The sequence below is a fragment of the Sphingomonas sp. GlSt437 genome (assembly GCF_048015635.2).
Taxonomy (GTDB): Bacteria; Pseudomonadota; Alphaproteobacteria; order Sphingomonadales; family Sphingomonadaceae; genus Sphingomonas.
Genome location: NZ_JBPGYA010000001.1, coordinates 842,046 through 859,811 on the forward strand (window position 1 = coordinate 842,046; position 17,766 = coordinate 859,811).

General features: G+C 61.8%; 16 protein-coding genes and 1 pseudogene. 4 read left to right on the forward strand and 13 right to left on the reverse strand.

Translation table 11 applies throughout. The features are described from left to right. Nucleotides 1-464 precede the first annotated feature (464 nt). From ACLB0R_RS04315 to ACLB0R_RS04325, 3 genes are read right to left on the reverse strand one after another with little or no spacing between them, the layout of a single operon-like run. A complete protein-coding gene (locus ACLB0R_RS04315; protein WP_416642114.1) occupies nt 465-1,817 on the reverse strand; it encodes a sensor histidine kinase in 1,353 nt (450 codons plus the stop codon). Continuing rightward, on the reverse strand, nt 1,814-2,506 hold the full coding sequence (locus ACLB0R_RS04320; protein ID WP_416642115.1) for a response regulator transcription factor: 693 nt from the start codon (nt 2,504-2,506) through the stop codon (nt 1,814-1,816). The genes ACLB0R_RS04315 and ACLB0R_RS04320 overlap by 4 nt, the downstream gene beginning before the upstream one ends. Beyond that, a complete protein-coding gene (locus tag ACLB0R_RS04325; RefSeq protein WP_416642116.1) occupies nt 2,503-5,307 on the reverse strand; it encodes a CHAT domain-containing protein in 2,805 nt (934 codons plus the stop codon). Before ACLB0R_RS04325 ends, ACLB0R_RS04320 begins: the two co-directional genes overlap by 4 nt. A gap of 309 nt (nt 5,308-5,616) precedes the next feature. Between ACLB0R_RS04325 and ACLB0R_RS04330 the strand changes: the two genes are divergently transcribed. Further along, the gene (locus ACLB0R_RS04330) at nt 5,617-6,156 is read left to right on the forward strand and encodes a hypothetical protein (RefSeq protein WP_416642117.1); all 540 of its coding nucleotides are present in this window, start codon (nt 5,617-5,619) and stop codon (nt 6,154-6,156) included. A gap of 298 nt (nt 6,157-6,454) precedes the next feature. Here the strand turns inward: ACLB0R_RS04330 and ACLB0R_RS04335 are convergent, their stop codons facing one another. Continuing rightward, nucleotides 6,455-6,889 (reverse strand): hypothetical protein, encoded by a 435-nt coding sequence (locus ACLB0R_RS04335; protein WP_416642118.1) that lies wholly within the window; start codon nt 6,887-6,889, stop codon nt 6,455-6,457. A 263-nt stretch (nt 6,890-7,152) separates the two neighbouring features. Between ACLB0R_RS04335 and ACLB0R_RS04340 the strand changes: the two genes are divergently transcribed. The 3 genes and pseudogenes from ACLB0R_RS04340 (at nt 7,153) to ACLB0R_RS04350 (ending at nt 8,740) form a co-directional block, all read left to right on the forward strand. Then, the gene (locus ACLB0R_RS04340) at nt 7,153-7,617 is read left to right on the forward strand and encodes a YbjN domain-containing protein (RefSeq protein ID WP_416642119.1); all 465 of its coding nucleotides are present in this window, start codon (nt 7,153-7,155) and stop codon (nt 7,615-7,617) included. A gap of 215 nt (nt 7,618-7,832) precedes the next feature. Then, nucleotides 7,833-8,267: pseudogene (locus ACLB0R_RS04345) on the forward strand (IS6 family transposase); the annotation flags it as partial. 179 nt (nt 8,268-8,446) lie between these two features. Then, entirely contained in the window at nt 8,447-8,740 is a 294-nt protein-coding gene (locus ACLB0R_RS04350; protein WP_416642121.1) for a DUF1330 domain-containing protein, read from the forward strand. A 13-nt stretch (nt 8,741-8,753) separates the two neighbouring features. Here ACLB0R_RS04350 and ACLB0R_RS04355 read toward each other — a convergent pair whose 3' ends face one another. The 9 genes from ACLB0R_RS04355 to ACLB0R_RS04395 all read right to left on the reverse strand — a co-directional run bounded on the left by ACLB0R_RS04355 (nt 8,754) and on the right by ACLB0R_RS04395 (nt 17,745). Further along, a complete protein-coding gene (locus ACLB0R_RS04355; RefSeq protein ID WP_416642122.1) occupies nt 8,754-9,653 on the reverse strand; it encodes a VOC family protein in 900 nt (299 codons plus the stop codon). Next, nucleotides 9,650-10,399: an enoyl-CoA hydratase/isomerase family protein gene (locus ACLB0R_RS04360; protein WP_416642123.1), complete on the reverse strand. Its 750-nt coding sequence runs from the start codon at nt 10,397-10,399 to the stop codon at nt 9,650-9,652. Before ACLB0R_RS04360 ends, ACLB0R_RS04355 begins: the two co-directional genes overlap by 4 nt. A 202-nt stretch (nt 10,400-10,601) precedes the next feature. Next, nucleotides 10,602-11,468, reverse strand: a complete 867-nt coding sequence (locus ACLB0R_RS04365; protein WP_416642124.1) for a polysaccharide deacetylase family protein — start codon at nt 11,466-11,468, stop codon at nt 10,602-10,604. 79 nt (nt 11,469-11,547) lie between these two features. Further along, complete coding sequence (locus tag ACLB0R_RS04370) at nt 11,548-12,345, reverse strand: SDR family NAD(P)-dependent oxidoreductase (protein WP_416642125.1); 798 nt, start codon at nt 12,343-12,345, stop codon at nt 11,548-11,550. Then, the gene (locus tag ACLB0R_RS04375; RefSeq protein WP_416642126.1) at nt 12,345-12,650 is read right to left on the reverse strand and encodes an REDY-like protein HapK; all 306 of its coding nucleotides are present in this window, start codon (nt 12,648-12,650) and stop codon (nt 12,345-12,347) included. The genes ACLB0R_RS04370 and ACLB0R_RS04375 overlap by 1 nt, the downstream gene beginning before the upstream one ends. A 13-nt stretch (nt 12,651-12,663) precedes the next feature. Further along, nucleotides 12,664-13,845: an amidase gene (locus ACLB0R_RS04380; RefSeq protein WP_416642127.1), complete on the reverse strand. Its 1,182-nt coding sequence runs from the start codon at nt 13,843-13,845 to the stop codon at nt 12,664-12,666. Next, nucleotides 13,845-15,215 carry a phenylacetate--CoA ligase family protein gene (locus tag ACLB0R_RS04385; RefSeq protein ID WP_416642128.1) on the reverse strand — a complete coding sequence of 457 codons (1,371 nt, stop codon included), beginning with the start codon at nt 15,213-15,215 and terminating at the stop codon, nt 13,845-13,847. The genes ACLB0R_RS04380 and ACLB0R_RS04385 overlap by 1 nt, the downstream gene beginning before the upstream one ends. Beyond that, nucleotides 15,212-16,507 (reverse strand): MmgE/PrpD family protein, encoded by a 1,296-nt coding sequence (locus ACLB0R_RS04390; protein WP_416642129.1) that lies wholly within the window; start codon nt 16,505-16,507, stop codon nt 15,212-15,214. The genes ACLB0R_RS04385 and ACLB0R_RS04390 overlap by 4 nt, the downstream gene beginning before the upstream one ends. Then, nucleotides 16,504-17,745 (reverse strand): MmgE/PrpD family protein, encoded by a 1,242-nt coding sequence (locus tag ACLB0R_RS04395; protein WP_416642130.1) that lies wholly within the window; start codon nt 17,743-17,745, stop codon nt 16,504-16,506. The genes ACLB0R_RS04390 and ACLB0R_RS04395 overlap by 4 nt, the downstream gene beginning before the upstream one ends. Nucleotides 17,746-17,766: the final 21 nt, after the last annotated feature.

The window sequence follows — 17,766 nt, forward strand, 5'->3', positions numbered from 1 at the left end:
TCGCCTCACGGAAGCAGCGCGGCGAAGGACCAGCAACGACGACGCTCAGCCGAGCCAGGCCTTGCGCAAGCGTGACCAATTCCACTCGTGCCGATTGACCTCCCATGAACACCTGTCTCGTCTGGAAGCGCGCATGTGGTGCCAGTTGAAGGAACCGATAACCTGGGCCAGTCATCCGCCCGCGCCACGGTAAGACTCTATACGGTTGAGCGCCCCACTGTACCGCTAAATGTCCCCATTCAACCGCCTTGTCGCCATCGCGAGCAGCCCCAGAGGGATCATTGCCAGAAGTTGCCGCCACAGGATGGGCACCGTGCTCTGCCAGCGCTGCGGCGGCGAGCATCAGGCGTCTTGGATTATGAGCAATCGCTGCCGCGTCCCCAGCAGCGAGAGCCTTCGCAACCTCTGAAATTCTGGACTGGTTGCCTGGACCGATGGGCACTGCCGCCAGCAGTGCGAACCCACTAACGAACGACAAAGCGCGCACCACTCAGTCCTCCCTCGCTCGCTTCCAGCGCGACCGTCAGTCCGTGCCGTTCGGCGATCGCACGTACCAGAGCCAAGCCCAATCCGTGCCCGCCAGGTTGGCTCGTTCGCGTCCCGCTCGCGCCGCGGCGGAACCGTTCGAAAATGTGTGGCGCAAGATCTGATGGAATTCCTGGGCCATCATCCTCGATCACGATCACCGGACCAGGGCTGACCGTCAAGCGAATAAGCCTGCCGCTTGCTGCGTATTTGAGCGCGTTGTCGAGAAGGTTGCCGAGAAGGCTGGCGAGTTGGACGGGAACACCCCGCATCGGGACAGAATGAGCAATGTCCGCCTCGAAAGTAAGCCCCAGGCTTTCTGCGCTCGGCGCGTATAGCTCGACCAGCGAGCGCGCCAGCTCGGCAAGGTCGACCTCGGCAAGACTGTTCATTTCGCCGCGCTGCGCTTCGCTTGCAGCGATGTCGAGCAATGCGTCCAGCATTCGCTGGAGCCCATGGACACGTTTCTCGGCAGCACAAAGCAAAGCCTCGCTTTGAGCGAGTTCGCCAGCCCCTCGAGCCTTCGCGATCAGGGCGCTAATCTGTACGAGAGGCGTGCGTATCTCGTGTGCGATCGTATTCGAAAGATCGCGGCGCGCACCGAGCAATCGCTCGGTACGGTCGAGCAGCGTATTGAGCTGCTCCGCTAAGGAGTCAATCTCGTCTCCTGGTTTCGCAACTATAGCGCGCGGGCCCTGGCCGTCGGCTCCAAAACGCGCGAACACCATATTGATAGCTGCGATCCTGCGATTCAAGCCGGCTGCAGCAAGATGACCGATCGCGTAGGCAAGCGAGGCAATGACGAGAAATGCGCTGCCGAACCACCATTCCAACCGGGTGAGCCACCGATCCGACTCGGTTACAGCACGACCAGCGAGCATCCGATAGCCACCACGCAGGACGGTGGCCCGGTATTGCACCGGGGTGGCATCGGGAGTTCGAAAGACTCCCGACGGGGAGGTTACCGGATCGGCAACAGGCCAATACGCGAGATTTCCAGCAAGCGGCCGACGATTGGTATCCTCGAGACGGTAAAAGGGCTTGTTGCTGTCACCCGGGCTAAATGCGAGGCGGTCAGCGATCCTTGCCGAGAGCCCCTCAATACCTTGCGCTGTTTGAGCGTCGACAAGCCCTGCAAGATCGGCGTCAATCGCGGCTTGTGCTAGGGCGCGGGTGCTGAGCTCGACCTCGCGGTAGATGGCCGCAAATAGCGCTGCTGCAGTCACCGCCACTGCTACCGTTACCTTCAGCGCGACCCCAAAGACCAGGGAACGCTGCGGCAGTGCGATCATGGCTTTTCGCCGGTGAGCAGCCTGAATCCAGCGCCACGCACAGTTTCGATCATCGGCGTGACAAAACCTTCGTCGAGCCTCTGACGAAGGCGGCTCATACTAACATCGATTACGTTGGTTTGCGGATCGAAACCAAGGTTCCAGACCGCGCGCAGGAGCATTTGCCGGGTTACGACATCGCCAGCGTGTTCCATCATGAATTTGAGGATGTCGAACTCGCGTGGCGATAGCGCAATATGTTTTCCGGCGCGATGTGCGTGGCGGCTTTTCACATGGAGTTCAAGCGAGCCATAAATCATGACTGCACCAGGGACCGGATTAGTCGCACGGCGCAGCATCGCACGGACCCGAGCGATTAGCTCCTGGGGCTCGAAAGGCTTGCCGAGATAATCGTCGGCACCCGCGTCAAGCCCTTCCACCCTGTTCTCGCTTCGCGCGAGCGCCGACAACATCAATACAGGCGAACTAACCCCTGCCGCGCGTAATCGCCCGACGATCGTCGTGCCCTCGAAATCAGGGAGCATGCGGTCTAAAACGATTCCCGCGAATGGTTCGGCGGCAGCGGCTCTCAACCCGGCGTCTCCGCGATTGTGCCAGAGGATCTCGTATCCTTCCCCCGTCAGCACTTCGCTAATCAGGGTAGCGGTCTCCACCTCGTCCTCGATGAGCAACAGTCGTTGACCGGTCATTGCCGCACCAGCGAAAACGGTGCCCAAACTGCAGGGTTGCCGCCATCGGCGATCGAGCGATCGGCGATCAAGTCGAGGGTGGCGCGACGCAGCGCGCGTGCCTGGGTCATGCCGTGCGTGGCGTAACGGACAGTATCTGCGCTGAGCCTGGCGGCAGCATCATCGCGCACAGGCCATAGCGAGACCAGCAAGCTCTGCGCACCTGCTTGGATGAAACTGCGTGCCAAGCCGGAATAGCCTGCTGCGCCAGCGTCGATACCCGCGCCCGTATTGCAAGCCGAGAGAATCACCCATCGCGCGTTGAGATGGAGCCCCGCGATTTCCGAAGCAGTGAGCAGCCCGTCGTTGTCCGAAGATACGGCCTTACCAGCGGGTGGAGTGAGGACTAGCGCGGGCTCGTTCAGCCCTTCGAGTTCCCCACTCACAAGGCCGTGGGTCGCGAATGCAATGACTCCGTAGGCGTCCAGGGGCTCAGCGCGGAACGCCGCTTCAGTTGCCGCCTGGCCAGTTAGAACTCGGTTGCCGGGGGCGGGGATTGACCTGGCGATCTTTTGAAGTTCACCAGCTGATCCGGGGAGGCTGGCAAGCTCAAGAAGGACGCCTACATCAGCAATACCATCCTCAAGGGCAGGCTTAGCGGCGGCGAGACGCGCTCCGCTCCGTAGCCATTCCCGCGCCGGGCCCAGCGCCGGCGCGCCAACCCCAAGGAATGCCGAGCTGGTTGGTTTGTTGCTTACGAGCGCTTGCGTGAGTTGCGGGCGCACCGCCAACGCAAATTTGCGGATCGCATAGGGTTGTGCACGCAGCCCGCCTTGGACAGGCGGCGCGGTTAGTAACATCCCTAGCGGTAGGGTCATCAACGGCCCAGACCCGACTACGCTAAGCTCGCGGATGCCGCTAAGCGCTTTGAGCACAGTGGGACCGAATACATGCCGACCGAGGGCCCAGCTATCGGACAGAGCGATTGACTTGTGCTGATCGATCGCGCTGCGAATTCTTTGAACTGACGCTTTGAGCGTTACGGAATCGAGCGCCGAACTTGTGGCAGTCAGCCCGCGCTGTGAAAGAACGAGTACTGCGAGCCGGTCATCGCTTGGCGCGAGCAGTAGCAGCGCCTCGCCCGGCTTGAGGGCTCGTGAGGCGGTATCGGGCGCTTCGGGTTGCGCTTGGGTCAAAGCGTCATAACCGGGGAAAGTTTGACGTACCGCATCTGCTTCGCGCGCCACCGCAGTCTCGCTAGTCGTGATTTGGGCAGAGAGTTTCGCAGCATCGCTGCCGCCGCTCGCGAGCGCAAAATTGCGCCTGCGTTCCAGGTGATCGAGCTGCACTTGCATATCCTGCAATGCGCGAACATGTGCGGCCGCCTCAGGGTTAGCCGCTGCTGCCCGTGCGGCAAGCGCCACGCTCGAACTTGCAAGTTCGGAATAGGCTGCAAGTTGCGCATAGCGGAATGCTGCTTCATTTTGATGGGCAGCGACCGCGATCTCGGCCAATCGCCCAAAATTCACTCGGTAATCGACTGCCGAGGATGCCAGAACACGCTGGCCAACCCGGAGATCGGCAAGTCGCGCTGTCATCGCTTGGCCTACCACAAGCGCCCCTGTCCAGGCTTCGGTCGTACGCCCCAATCGCGCGAGAATTCGGGCCCGCAAGGTTTCTGCATTGGTCCGGTCAGTCTCATAGGGCGCGCGCCTCTTGCGCAGCGAGTCCAGAGCCTTGTCTACCGAGGCAAGGGCATCCGTATAACGCCCGGCCATTGTCTGGGCGAGCGCGAGCTCATAGTTGAGGAGCGCCTCGAAGCCCGTCTTGACATGATTGCGCGCGAGTGAGGCAAATGCCTTTCGAACTGCTGCTTCGGCTAATTGAGGATGGTGCCGTGCAAGCTCCGTACGGGCTAGTGCTCTGTAGGTGTCGCCTTCGACAAAACGATTGCCGGCATCAATCTTAGCAACGCGAAGATTCGCTAGCGCCAGGTCGATGAGATGCAACGCCTCATCGAGGCGACCCTGCCGCAGACGAACGATCGCAAGAAAGCGCTGACTGTTGCCAAGTTCGAAACTAACCTCGCCAAACCGCTCTTTGCAGAAGTCGATCGCTCGCTGAGCGAATTCGGCAGCTTCATCGAACCTCCCCATCCCCGTGTAGAAGCTTGCGGAATTAGAGTAAATTGCTCCCCACGATGAATGATGCGCTGGCATAAATGCCTGAGCCTCAACAAGAGCCTGACGAGCATAGCGCATCATCGCCAGACTGTCGCCGTAACGGTCGGAAAAGACCGCCAAATCTAAGCTGAGCGATGCATGCGCAACATGATCGCGCGCACGGACGGGTGAATGGCTTAGGCCCATCTGGTAATGTTCGATTGCTTCACTGAGCCTGCCCTCCAGGTAATCAATCAATCCCAGTGCGCATTGAACCTCGATTAATTCGGGAGATTCTGTCCCGTGCAAGCGGATCAACATTGCCTCAGCTTTTTGAGCCAGGGCGCGGGCGCTCGAAAGATGATCATTTTGTTGCTCGATCGCTGCTTTAGCGACAAGCAACCGCGCCATGGCGTCGCCCTCAGTCAACCCTGCAATTGTAAGTCGGGCGATTCCACGATCGTAGTCGGCGCTAGCTTCGTCAAAGTTGCCTGCACTTGACTTCAGCATGCCGCTAAGCCGATCAAGCGTCGCCAGGCTCGTTGGATCGACGTAGGGATAGCTTGCCGCGTCGCGTTGCAACGACTCGATACGAAAGCGTTCAGCCGGCGGATCGACATCGTAGATCGCTTCGTCGGCCTGCTGGATCTGCTCGGCCAACCCGGTCGCCCGAGGACCTTCCGCACACGACGGTGCGGCAAGAGCGCTAAGCGAAAGCGCGGACAACCCCTGACACACCAATTGCCGAATGCCGACCACAGCTCCCGCCTCGCTACAACCCTCGCCGTTGAGATATGCCGATATGCTCGAATGCGACAAGCGGCGCAGGTTCCCATCGTCCCGATCGCGCAACGCCGATAATTACAAATGCCGTTAGGATGCGAGCAATGGCTTTCGTCTGAGCAAATTGCGGTCATCAATAAGTTGCGCAATCCAGTTGCAGGGGGTGCGCTCATCGAAGGTTTCTAAATGCGCTACATCTTTGGTGGGAGTCTTCAAGCTACTTTGGCGGTCATTTTGCCGGTGACAGTTGTGTCCCAAGCCACGCTACATCAAGCCGTTCCGCGAATCGTCGTCATCGAGGTTCTGCATGCCACTCAGCTCGGGCGGCATCGCTATCCGACCGAACCCACCCGCGCACAAATAGTCTCGGCGGCCCGCCGCATCGATGTTGATGGCGATCGAGTCCTCGATTGGGAGCTGAATTTTGCGCAACTTGGATCGGGGTTTTGCGGCACTGGGGGATGTCGGTTGATGGTTTGGCGAGGTTTACCCAACGGACGTGCCGTGCTCGTGTTCGACCGCCAGGTGCGTTCGCATCATTGGCGATTACTCGGTGGTCATCCGGCTTTGGTCACTGACCTGCACGGCAGCAACTGCGGCGGCTTCGGCGCACAGCGCTGCCCAACCACCTTTGTGTGGCGACCTGGCCATCCGCGCCTCATCGAGTTACCTCGCCCGATACGCTTTCGCTACAACTATAAAAGCTCTTTTGTTGTGCGGATTTGAAGTTCGTAATGGGAGCACTTCGAGGCATCAGACAGAAAAATGACGGCTTCGTGGTTTGGCTAAAATTCTTTAGAGTGAATGCGCCCTGACTCAGCAAAAGCGTTCTAAATGCAAAATGAACAGTTCGTATCAGGGAAGGACCCTTCTTTATGAAGATCGCCGATGACTATGAAAGTTATCCTAGGTCGTCTTTCTCGCTGCCAAAAAGCAAAATTTAAAAGCCAAGCTTGCTTAGTGACAATTATCGCCAAGACTCCGCACGTCAGGGCAGGCCATACTAACGCTGAGACCAGCGGTGTCATCGGCACATTTTAGAATAAGCTTGATTCATTTTGCGTTGTTCCTGTTCAAGCTCCGCCTCGGCGCGGCTGACAACGCGGTCATTTTGTATGCTGGTTTGTGGATCGTTAACATATTGGCGTGTAGCTGCCATATGTGCTGGGCCAAGCGCACTGATGCCGCGCCCATAGTAGCGAACCGCGCTTGAAAGCGCTGAGCATCCACTGTCCCGGTCATTGCTTTGGAATGCTTGTAGTGCCTGAGCGCGATAAGCATCGGCCTGCTCAGAGTCGGCTTGCGCCTCCTGCATATATCTTTGCAGATCCTCATACGCCTGCGCAGCCGCTTGGGCGGGTGCGGGAGCGACCAATGTCGTCGCGAGTGCGCATGGCCAAAACCAAGTGGATCGCAGCTGCCGTCCGCAACCATATCTGATTTGTTTCAATACTTTCACGGCTGGTCTCCCCAATTGACCGAGCAACATTCACCAACCTGCTATGACCCAGTTGGCAGGATTGCGCGCGCTCTTCACTTTCAAATTTGGGCCATGTGCGCATGTAATGGCAAGCCATATCATAATAATTACAGCATTTGTAATTAGTGATCGATCTTATAATATGACATTCCTGCATAAATAATGATCAGAGATTGCTAAAACCCTTATATAGAAGTCTAGGCAATCCATGAAAACATTACCTTAATGAAGGGAATATAATCATGTATCTATATTCATTAAGTCTGCTCGCGCTAATGATTTCGACCGCGTCTGCACCGGCATTCGCCAAAGACTATCCCAATGGCGGCGTTACTGGCGAAGATGTAGTTACAGACCTTAAAGCAATGGAGGATGGCGCTGTTCTCACTAAGGATAGCAGCGGCGACCCAATGGTGAGCGCGAGCTTTAAGATCAAAGGCGCCGAGATCCCTTTCCAGATCTTTTTTTATGGCTGCAAGGAAGGTCGTTGCAGCTCCTTGCAATATTTTGTTTCGTTCACGGGCAGCCCTGACAAGGCTGTTGCATGGAACAGTGACCATCGCTTTGCGCGGCTCTACTACAAAAATGGTAAGGTTCGTGTCGAGTACGATGTAGATGTCGAAATTGGCGCCAATTCTGCTGCAATTCAAAACGCAACGGCCCGCTTCCATCAGCTTATCAAAGATGCCGTAGATTACGCTGGTTAGCGATCTACCGGATGAAGACGTCAGGAGCCGACGCTGCAGAAATTGAAAGGGGGCATTGTCAGACCAACGACGCAGGCTATGGTCAGCGGGCTGTCAGTGCTTACGAACTCGTCCGGCTCGTTCCTGGATGTGCTCTGGTCTGACCTCCGGAAGGAGGTCGGAAGGGGGCGAAACTCGGCTCCAAGCGCCCCTGCCCCGTTGCTTTGACAACACCCAGCGGCGAGATGGTCTACCTCTGGCGAGCCGTCGATCGCGAAGGCGAGATCCTTGAGAGCTACGTCACCGAGACCCGCGACAAGGACGAAGCGCTGCGCTTCATGAAGAAGGCACTGAAGCGTCACGGCCCACCGGAAGCGATCACGACGGACGGGCTGCGCTGCTACGGTGCTGCGATGAATGAGCTCGGCAATCGCGAGAAGCGGGAGGTTCGCCGCTGGGCCAACAACAGGGTCGAGAACAATCACCTGTCGTTCCGAAGACGGGAGCATACGATGCTTAGGTTCCGACGGATGAAGAGCCTGCAAAAGTTCGCCAGCGTGCACGCCAACGTCCACAATCACTTCAATTTCGAACGCCATCTCGTCAATCGTCGGACCTACAAGGAACACCGCTCGGCCGCGCTAGCCGAGTGGCGGTCGCTCGCCAGCTAAGCCTTTAGCTCAAAGGTCGATTTGCATCGTGGAGAGAGCGGTTCGCGTTAGATTGACAGCACCATCATGCGGCATGTTACGATCCAGACCGCCGGATGGCGTTATCCTAGCGCCGCGCCTGATGCCAATTTCAACTTGCCACTGCTACAGCGACTGATGGAGCAAGAATGCCAGCCTATATGATCGTCACCGCCAAGATTTACGACCGCGAGGCGTTTATCAACGGCTATGGCAAGGCTGCTGCCGCGTTGGTCGAGCAGTTCGGTGGGCAATATCTCCTGCGCGGCCCGGGCGTACGGCTACTGGAGGGCAGCTTTGGCGAAGGCACGTCGATGGTGATTTCGGAGTGGCCGGACTTGGCTGCGGCAGAAGCCTTTTGGCATTCGCCGGAATATCAGGACATCAAGAAGCTGCGCGACGGCCTGGCCGATTGCCAGATATTATTGGTTGAAGCGCCGAAGATCAGCGGCTGACGGCGCAATGGAGTCATATCTCGACGAGCTCGATCAGCTCGCCCGCACTGCCGATCACGGTTGCAACCCTTCTCCCGCCATAGACCGGGCCATCGCGGCTGCTCGGTGGTGCGAGGAATTCCAATCCTCGGTCGTCGAGAGTGTCGACGGCCAGCGTCACCATCGCATTGCCAGGCGGTAGCCTGCCTGGCAGCCGCGGGCGCGCAGTCGCCTGTGCCGGATAGTCATCGATCTCGACGATCGGCATCCGACCGATTTGCGCCATGCTCAGACTATGCAGCGTATCTGCCGGCAGTCCGAAGGCCCGCGAGATCATCGTGTACGGGATGGTGTAGCTGCCCCCCTCTTCCAGTCCGAGATGGCGTTGATACCAACCCAGCGTCGCGGCGCGATCGGGTGTCGCCAGGATGGTGATGAAAATGCGATCGACGGGCGATTGCGCCCGGGGCAAGTCGCTGGTCGGCGTGTCCGACCGCACTTCGTTGAGGTAGATCATTTCCTTGCCGCGCCCGAGCATTTGCATGGCAACGAAATAGGGCAGACCCGGAATTTCCTTGGGCTCCCCGATGATATCGAAGCCCGATCCCGCCAGTCGATCGGGCCAACCGAACACATCCTGCACATTAATCTCGAATGCCGCCCAGCCAAAGGTCGTGGTCGGGACGAAGTCGGCGGGGAGCGGCTGCTCGACAAGCCGAACGGTGCACGGCGTGGCGCTAAGGGGTTGGAGTGCCGCATAGCGCGCGCCGGCGGTGGCGGGGCATCCCCAGGATGCGGCGAGGTCGGCGGGGATGGTGCCCTGCTCGACGACACGTAGCCCCAACCGGTCACGATAATCTGCGAGCGCGAGGTCGAGATCAGGCACCGTAGCGGTGCCGCCGATTATGCGGCCATGGGTTAGGAAATCGGTCAAAACTCGGCCTTTCGTTTGTCGAGAAACGCGCTCACCCCCTCGTCGAAATCGGGCAGCGTAAAGGCTTCGGCGAACAGGGCTTCGGTCGCCGCATCATCGTGCGACTGGCCGTCGAGGATGCGCCGGACGATCGCTTTTGACTGGCGCACAGAATGCGGTGAATTAGCCGCGATTGACTCGGCCAGGGCCACCGCATCGCCGTCAAGAATATCGATCAGCCCGATGCGCAGCGCTTCGCCCGCATCGATCAGCCCCGCTGTAAACAGGATGCGCTTGGCCTGCGCCGGCCCGACCAGATCGACCAGCAGCTTGGTGTCGTGGAGCGAATAGACCAGCCCCAGCTTGGCAGGCGTAATCCCGAACCGCGCGGCAGACGTGGCGACGCGGACATCGCACGCCAGCGCCAGCCCGCAGCCGCCGCCGACGCAATCGCCCTCGATCATCGCGATCACCGGCTTGGGCGCGCGCGTTAGGTCGATCTGGGTGCGCGCGATCGCTGCCTGGTTGGCCGCTCGCCATTCGGGGTCGCGCGCACAGACTGCGAATTCGGCAATGTCGGCACCCGCTGAGAACGCCCCCGGCTCGGCAGCGCGAAGGATCAAGACGCGCACCGCATCGTCAGCCATTGCCTCGGCGATCAGCGGCGGGAATTGATCCCACATTGCCTGGGTGATGGCGTTGCGCTTGGTCGCGCGATCGATCAGCAGGTGCGCGATGCGGCCTTCTCGTTCGAGTCGGATCGTCATCTAAATCCTCCCCTGTAAGGGGAGGTGGCAGCGCGAAGCGCCGACGGAGGGGTATCACCCTCTCGATAGCGGCATACCCCTCCACCACGCGCTACACGCGCGGTCCCCAGTTTGGGGTTGGCCATGCCCTGCATGGCCAAGGATCGTCCGGGGGACGATCCGACCCCAAACTCCTTACTGGGGAGGATTTTCCAGCTATCCCTCATCCCGGCTCCACCTCCCGAAAATGCGCCGCGATCTGCCGCCGCGTCGCTACCCAAACGTCCTCATGGGCGCGGACATGGCGAAGGAACTCCTCGAGTGCCCAGATACGTCCGGGCCGCCCGATGATGCGCAAATGCAGACCGAGGCTCATCATCTTGGGGTTGCCTTCCTCACCCTCGCGATAAAGCTGGTCGAAAGTCCGCCGGGCGTAATCGAGCCAATTGGCGGGAGTGTAGGCAGGGTCGGTCCACATCTTCATGTCGTTGTCATCGAGCTGATAGGGCACGATGACGATCGGCCGACCTGGCACCGTCGCGCGATCCCAGAAAGGCACGTCGCCCGAATAATCGTCCATGTGGTACTCGAAGCCCTCCTCGATGAGGAGGCGCCGGGTGTTGTCGGTGTGGAGATAGCGCGACAGCCAGCCATAGGGGCGGCAGCCGCAAGTGGTTTCGATCGATGCGACCGCCTTGCGGATGAACTCGCGCTCCTGCGCCTCGTCCATCTTGAACTGATGCACCCAGCGCCAGCCATGGCTAACCGGCTCATGCCCCAGCTCACGGATGGCGGCGGCAATCTCGGGGTGGTTTTCGAGAGAGAGCGCCGCGACGGTCCAGCTCGCCATCACGTCATACTGCCGCAGCAGCTTCACGACGCGCGGTGCGCCGGCCTTGATACCATAGAGATAGTTGGACTCGTTGCCGTAATTGCGGATCGGCGCTTTGATATGAATGCCGAGTTCGTCGACTGGCTCCATCCCTTTGTCGCCCCGGGCAACCGTCGTCTCGCTGCCTTCCTCGACATTGACGACGATGCTGAGCGCGATTTTCGCGCCGCCCGGCCAGTCGATGCGTTCTTCTTTCATCCCACCTCCGTCACCCCAGCGAAAGCTGGGGTCTCAAGCCTCACGCGACCCCAGCTTTCGCTGGAGTGACGCATTTGGCTCAGTGCATCTCCTCGCCACCGCTCACGTTGATCGCCTCGCCGGTGACATAGACCGCGTCGTCGCTCGCCAACCAGGCGCAGGCGGCAGCAGTGTCGCTGGCGAGGCCCGGGCGGCCCATCGGGTTTTTGGCGGCCATGTTGGCGAGATACGCCTCGACGCTGTCGAACCCCAAGAGCTTCGAGAAATAGGCGTTCTGCTGCGCACCCAGCCCCGTGGTCACATGATTGGGGCAGACGGCGTTGACGGTGATGCCGTGCGGGCCGAGTTCGACCGCAGAGGCACGTGTCAGCCCGACCATGCCGTGCTTGGAGCTGACATAGGCAGGCAGATGGGGAAAGCCGGTCTTGGCCGCCTGGCTCGCGATGTTGATGATCCGCCCGCCTTTGCCGGCCGCGACCATCTTCTTCGCCGCGGCTTGGGTGCAATAGAAGGCACCCGAAAGATTGACCGCGATCACCTTATCCCAATCGGCTGGAACGACGTCGAGCAGCGGCTTCATCATGAAGCCGATGCCTGCGTTATTGACGAAGATGTCGATGCCGCCAAATGCCTCGACCGCGCCATCGACCAGCGCCTGGCATTGCGCAGCGGAGGATACGTCGCAGGCAATCGCCGTGACCGCCGCGCCGCGATTATTGAGTTCCTTCGCCACCGCCTGCGCCTCGCCATCAATGGCGAGATCGGACAACACGCAATTCGCGCCTTCGTCAGCGAAGCGCTGGAGGATTGCCTGGCCCAGCCCTTTTGCCTTGCCCGATCCGGTGACGACGATGGTTTTGCCGGTGAAGCGGCCCATTACAAATCCTCGGTCAGGATGAAGGTCGGGTTGTCAGCGAAGTCTTGAAACTTAGCGGCGACTCTCTGAAACGCCTCGGTCGTTACCTCTGCCACGAACGGGTCGATCGCGGTGATGTCGATGACCTCGATATAGTCATAGGGCGGCTTGGCATCCGATCCGAACAGGCCGGTCGAACGGTGGACGGTGAACGACACCACCGACGACAACGCATTGACGCCGGGAATGTCGGTGCCGCGCGCCCAGGCTTCGTAATCGGCAGCGGCGACGCCGGGCTTCAGGTCGAACAGGCAGATGATGCGCATGCGTCTCTCCTCGTCAGATCCGTGGCAGCGGTACCGCGCCGCCGAGCGCGGGTTCCAGCGCGCGGGCGAGCGCGATCAGCCGCGTCTCGCTGCCCGCCGGGCCGACCAGCTGGATGCCGACCGGCAATCCCTCCGCGTCGGTCCCCGCCGGCACCGCCAGCGCAGGCAGGCCGGCGACGTTAGCGAGCGTCGTGAAATCGGCCTGGGTCGCGGGCGGGCGCGGCGTGTGTGCGAAGGCGGCCTGCGGCGCGGTCGGCATCACGAGAACCCGGTTCTCGCCGAGCCCCTCGACCAGCGCTGCCCTGGTCGCATCGAGCAGCTGTCGGTCAAGCGGCGCAGCTTCAAGCGCGCCAATCACAAAGTGCAGCTCGGGCGACAAATCGCCGCGGCGGGACACGCGCGCCTCGCCAATATCAGCGGCGAGTTCACGCCCTATCTCGGCCAGCGCCACCAGCCGGATTTTGGTGGGCGCGGCGGGCAAGGCGAGCGGAGTCGTCGGCAGGCCGATCGCGGCGAGCGCGCGATCGTAAGCTGCAGTGACCGCGGGCTGAACCTCGACCCCTGCCAGCCCCGCGAGCGTCACGACACCAGCAAAGGGCGCCTCGCCCGCGTCATGCCCCGGTGCGATCACCGCCCAGGCGCGCGTGATGACGTCGAGCGAGCGCGCCAGCGGCCCGATGCTGTCGAAGCGCCGGCCGAGGAAGACGAGACCATCGGTGCTGACCGCGCCGTGCGTCGGCTTCAGGCCATAGATCCCGCAATAGGCCGCCGGAATGCGGATCGAGCCGAGCGTATCGGTGCCGAGTGCCAAGTCGCACAGCCCCGCCGCGACCGCCGCGCCGCTGCCGCCCGAGGATCCGCCCGGCGTATGGCCGATGCAGTGCGGGTTGTGGGTGCGGCCATAGAAATGATTGTCGGTCGTCGCCCCCAGCGCCGCCTCGTGCATGTTGAGCGTGCCGAGGATCGCCGCACCCGCCGCGCGCAGCCCGGCGACCACCGCCGCATCGCGCTCCGCGATAATCTCGCGGCGCAGGCCCATGCCGCCGGTCCAGGGCAGACCCCTGACCGCGATATTGGCCTTGACGCCGACCGTTAGATCGCCGAGCGGCCCCTGCCCGAACGCCGCCGTCCGGTCCCAATCGACGAACGCGTGAAGCGGGGCGTTGGCGAGCATCAGGGCCGGCAAGTCGAGCATCACAAGCCCCGCTCGTCGATCAGCCGGATCGGCTTTTGGCGAACGTCGATTTGCGTCAGCGTCGCGGTTTCACCAGGCGCGACCAGCGCGACCTGCACCTCGACATTCAACCCCTGGCGCAGCAGCGCCGCCAGCTGCGCCTGATCGCTGCCGCCGCGGCTTTCGAGCACCACCAGCATGTCGTCGCGCTGCGTCGCGGGGTCGCGGGTCAGGCGGCAGACATATTCGCCGGTCAGGTCGCTGCGATTCTCGATGATCGCGCCGATCGCATGTGGGAAGACGTTGATGCCGCGCAGCTTGACCATATTGTCGCTGCGCCCCTTGAAGCCCGCGATGCGCTTGAAGGCGATTTCGCCCCGCCCGCCCAGCTCATGCGTGATGTCGTGCGTGTTGAAGCGGATACACGGCGCGACATCGTCCTTGAACAGGCAAGTGACGACCATGTCGCCCGTTTCGCCGGTGCCCACCGGCGTGCCGGTATCGACATCGAGCAGCTCCAGATACTGGGCGTCTTCCCAGACATAGAGCCCGTCGCGCTCAGGGCCCTCGCCAGCGATCGATCCGGTATCGCCGACGCCGTACCAGTCGAATGCCTTGGCGCCGCCCCACGCGGCTTCGGTCGAGGCGCGGTCCTCGGTGCCGAGATGCCCGCAAATCATGCGGATGCCGATTTGCTCGATCAGTCCGGCGTCGCGCGCGACCTCGGCCAGCTTGCGGATATAGTCGACAAAGCCCACCAACACCGTCACACCGAAATCCGCCATCAGCTGCACTTGGTTGGCGCTACGCGTCTCGATGCCGGTGCCCGCCGACAGGAAAAGCGAATTCGTGAAGTGGGTTACAGCCTCACGGATATAGTGCCCGCCATTGATCATGCCATGGCCATAGACCGACTGGACGACATCATCGGGGCGCAGCCCCTGCCAGCGATACATTCGGCCGACAAGCAGATTGGTCACCTCGCGGCCCTTAGGGCCGAACAGCAGGGCCTGCGGACGCCCGGTGGTGCCGCTGGTGGTGTGGAAGATGACCGGTGATCGTTCGCCTCCCGCACCGAGCCCCGCGAAGTCGCCATAAGGCGGATGATCGGCGATCGAGGCCATCAGGTCGGCCTTATCATAGACTGGTAGCTTGGTGATGTCGTCGAGGCTGCGGATGTCGCCCGACTCAATGCCCTGATTGCCCCATAGCCGCTGGTAGAACGGGATTTGCCAGCCGCGCGCCATCAGCTTCAGGAAGCGTGCATTTTGAAGTGCGCGGAGTTCATCGCGGCTCATGCCGGTATAGCGCTGCACGAACGCCTCGCCGATGGGATAATCAGCGAGCATCTGTCGGGCGTCAAAGGCTTCGAAATAGGTCGGGAAAGTCATTGCGGCTCCGTGAACCAGCCGAGGGGATCGTCGAAAATGCGAGGGTCGGCGTCCGGTGCCAATTCGCGTGCCAGCCCTTGCTTGGCGGCGGCTTGCATTGGCGAAAGCGGCGCCTCCGGACTGCCGAGGGTCCGGGGAACCTCGACATCGATAAAGCCGTCGCGCAGCTCGATTGAGAATCCTTGTGGGGACAGCGCATTCGGGTCGGCATTGGCGTCGATCTCAATCGAAACCTTGGCTGCGAGCGCCTGAAGCTCCCGATCTTGAAACGCCGCCGATTCGAAGCGGCGAGGATCAATTTTTCCATCGGTCAGCATGAGCGCTGCCAGAAATGGCGCGCACAGCCGAGCGTATGCTGGTGCCATGTCGCTCCGCATCGGCCGACCGACCAGCCGGTGGATGAGGGGCGGCACATATCCTGTGATAGCGACGATATCCGTAGCGGCGACGGTGAGGTTTGCGATCGACCCGAGCAGGCCATGGCTCGCCCGCCCAGATGGATAAGGTTTGGTCGAGACCTCGCTGATCAGCCAGTGTTCACCGATGGCGTCCGTGTAGGTGGCCAGCGCCCCGTCATCGATCAGCTGGAAATAGCCGAACCGCCCTTCCAGCGCATCATGCGGTCCGGTCAGCCCGACCTTGACAAGATCGACCGCCATGATCGCCGACCGCGCCGCATTCGCGACCTGCAGCGGCAGGGCGATCGATCCTTCGACATGCGCCTGCATGGTCCCTGCGCAAAAGGAATAAGCGAGGCCCAGCACATCCTCGAGCGGCTCGACGCCTTCCAGCCGCGCGACCGCCAGTGCCGCGCCGATGCACCCGGCGGTGGCAGGCCGGAAGAATTTGAGCGGGCTGGTGGCCGCGATGCCAAGCCCGCTGGCAATGTCGACGCCCACGGCCTGCGCGGTCAGCGCGGCATCGGGGTTGCATCCGCCCATCCGGTCGATGCTCGCCCCGAGCGCGGCTGTTACGACCGACAGCGCGTGGACGACAGCAGGCTCATGCACCGCGTCCCATTCGAGACAATGAATCCGGAAGGCATTGACGAAAGCGGCGGACGCGGCAGGGAGACGCTGATCGCTGCCCAATACCCTGGCCTCTTCCCCTCTGCCCCAACCCATCGCCGCGCGCAGCACGCCATCGGCTCCCGGCGCGGTCGATCCGGCAGCGCCGACCGCCAGCGTGTCGGCAAGCAGTCGTTCGGCATCAGCGCGGACTTGGGACGGCAGCCGGTGCGCCGCCCGCACGAAATCGAGCAATCGCTGGGTGGCCGGCGACGGGACGGTCACAGGATTTCCTCGAGCCAGCCGACAACGCCCTCGGCATCGTCGCTGTCCAACGCCAGCGTCACCCCGCGTTCGATCTGTGCCGGGTCGAGTCCACCCCACTCCATCAGCGCGCCTGCCTTGGCGATAATGCCGTCGCGCGACAGCGGTCGTTCAGGATCGCCAAGCGTGTCGATCAGTGCCTCGCGGTCGCCGCCCGCGATGACGGTCGCCCCAAAATGGTCGGGGTAGCGCGAGGTGATCATTGGGTCCGCGCGCACTGTCACCCGCGACCGCGCCTCGGCGAGCGCGGCGATGGCGTCGGGCTCGAAATCCTCGAGACGCGGTTCTCCCCGCACCGCCACCACCGCGACAGCGTGCTGCAGCGAGAATTTCGCCTCATGCACCGTGGTCGGCTCGGGCCGATCGCAAAAGGCCAGCGCGTCGGCGAAGGTTTCCACGGCAATCGGGAAATCGAGCGTCCCCCGCGCTCGCAACGCCAACGCCGCGTCGATCGCGGGATGGGCATGGCGGCATGCCCCCCAGGGCTTAAAGCTGACTTCGTCGATCCGCCAGCCTTCGCCTAGAACCATCGGTTTGGGCGCTTCACACGTCGCGGCATAAAGGCCCTGGGGCCCTTCCAGAATGTACCGAGGGCCGGTCACGCCATTCGCCGCATGCCACGCCGCCGCGCCGCCCGTCTGCAGCGCATGCGCGATATGCCATTGCTTGGCCATTTGCGGTTCGTGCCGGGTCTGCCACAGCCCGCCTGCCACCGATCCCCCCAGCCCCAGCGCCGAAGCGAGCTGTGCCTCGTCGAGCCCGAACAGGCTGCCAACCGCCGCTGCCGCCCCGAAGACCCCCGCTGTCGTCGTGTTGTGCCAGAACGCATAATGCGCCGCATCGAACGTCGCGCCGACGATGATCGTCGCCTCATAGCCGCGCACCGCTGCATCGAGCACTGCCGCCATGCCCTGATCGGCATCGCCCAGCACCGTCGGCCAGACGACGGGACCAGGATGCAGGATTGCGGCACGGTGGACGTCATCCATCTCCAGCACATTGCCGAGCAGCGCGGCCCGCAAAGGCGCGGTCTGTACCATGTGATGCTGCACCTCGCCCACCGCGCTGTGCCGCGCACCCGCGACGCACCCCAGCCAGTCGACCAAGTGCAACCGCGCCTTTGTCCGGACATTTTCGGGCACAGGTCGCAACAAATGCTGCGCCAGCCGCTCACTTAGGCTAAGGGAAGTATCGTTCACCGGCCGGTCCCGGCTAGGGGC

What these genes read in the sequence shown, in the direction of transcription:
- ACLB0R_RS04360 (WP_416642123.1), bottom strand. Translation starts at nt 10,399, where the DNA reads ATGACGATCCGACTCGAACGAGAAGGCCGCATCGCGCACCTGCTGATC.
- ACLB0R_RS04315 (WP_416642114.1), bottom strand. Translation starts at nt 1,817, where the DNA reads ATGATCGCACTGCCGCAGCGTTCCCTGGTCTTTGGGGTCGCGCTGAAG.
- ACLB0R_RS04350 (WP_416642121.1), top strand. Translation starts at nt 8,447, where the DNA reads ATGATCGTCACCGCCAAGATTTACGACCGCGAGGCGTTTATCAACGGC.
- ACLB0R_RS04320 (WP_416642115.1), bottom strand. Translation starts at nt 2,506, where the DNA reads ATGACCGGTCAACGACTGTTGCTCATCGAGGACGAGGTGGAGACCGCT.
- ACLB0R_RS04370 (WP_416642125.1), bottom strand. Translation starts at nt 12,345, where the DNA reads ATGGGCCGCTTCACCGGCAAAACCATCGTCGTCACCGGATCGGGCAAG.
- ACLB0R_RS04340 (WP_416642119.1), top strand. Translation starts at nt 7,153, where the DNA reads ATGTATCTATATTCATTAAGTCTGCTCGCGCTAATGATTTCGACCGCG.
- ACLB0R_RS04375 (WP_416642126.1), bottom strand. Translation starts at nt 12,650, where the DNA reads ATGCGCATCATCTGCCTGTTCGACCTGAAGCCCGGCGTCGCCGCTGCC.
- ACLB0R_RS04380 (WP_416642127.1), bottom strand. Translation starts at nt 13,845, where the DNA reads ATGCTCGACTTGCCGGCCCTGATGCTCGCCAACGCCCCGCTTCACGCG.
- ACLB0R_RS04385 (WP_416642128.1), bottom strand. Translation starts at nt 15,215, where the DNA reads ATGACTTTCCCGACCTATTTCGAAGCCTTTGACGCCCGACAGATGCTC.
- ACLB0R_RS04365 (WP_416642124.1), bottom strand. Translation starts at nt 11,468, where the DNA reads ATGAAAGAAGAACGCATCGACTGGCCGGGCGGCGCGAAAATCGCGCTC.
- ACLB0R_RS04330 (WP_416642117.1), top strand. Translation starts at nt 5,617, where the DNA reads ATGCGCTACATCTTTGGTGGGAGTCTTCAAGCTACTTTGGCGGTCATT.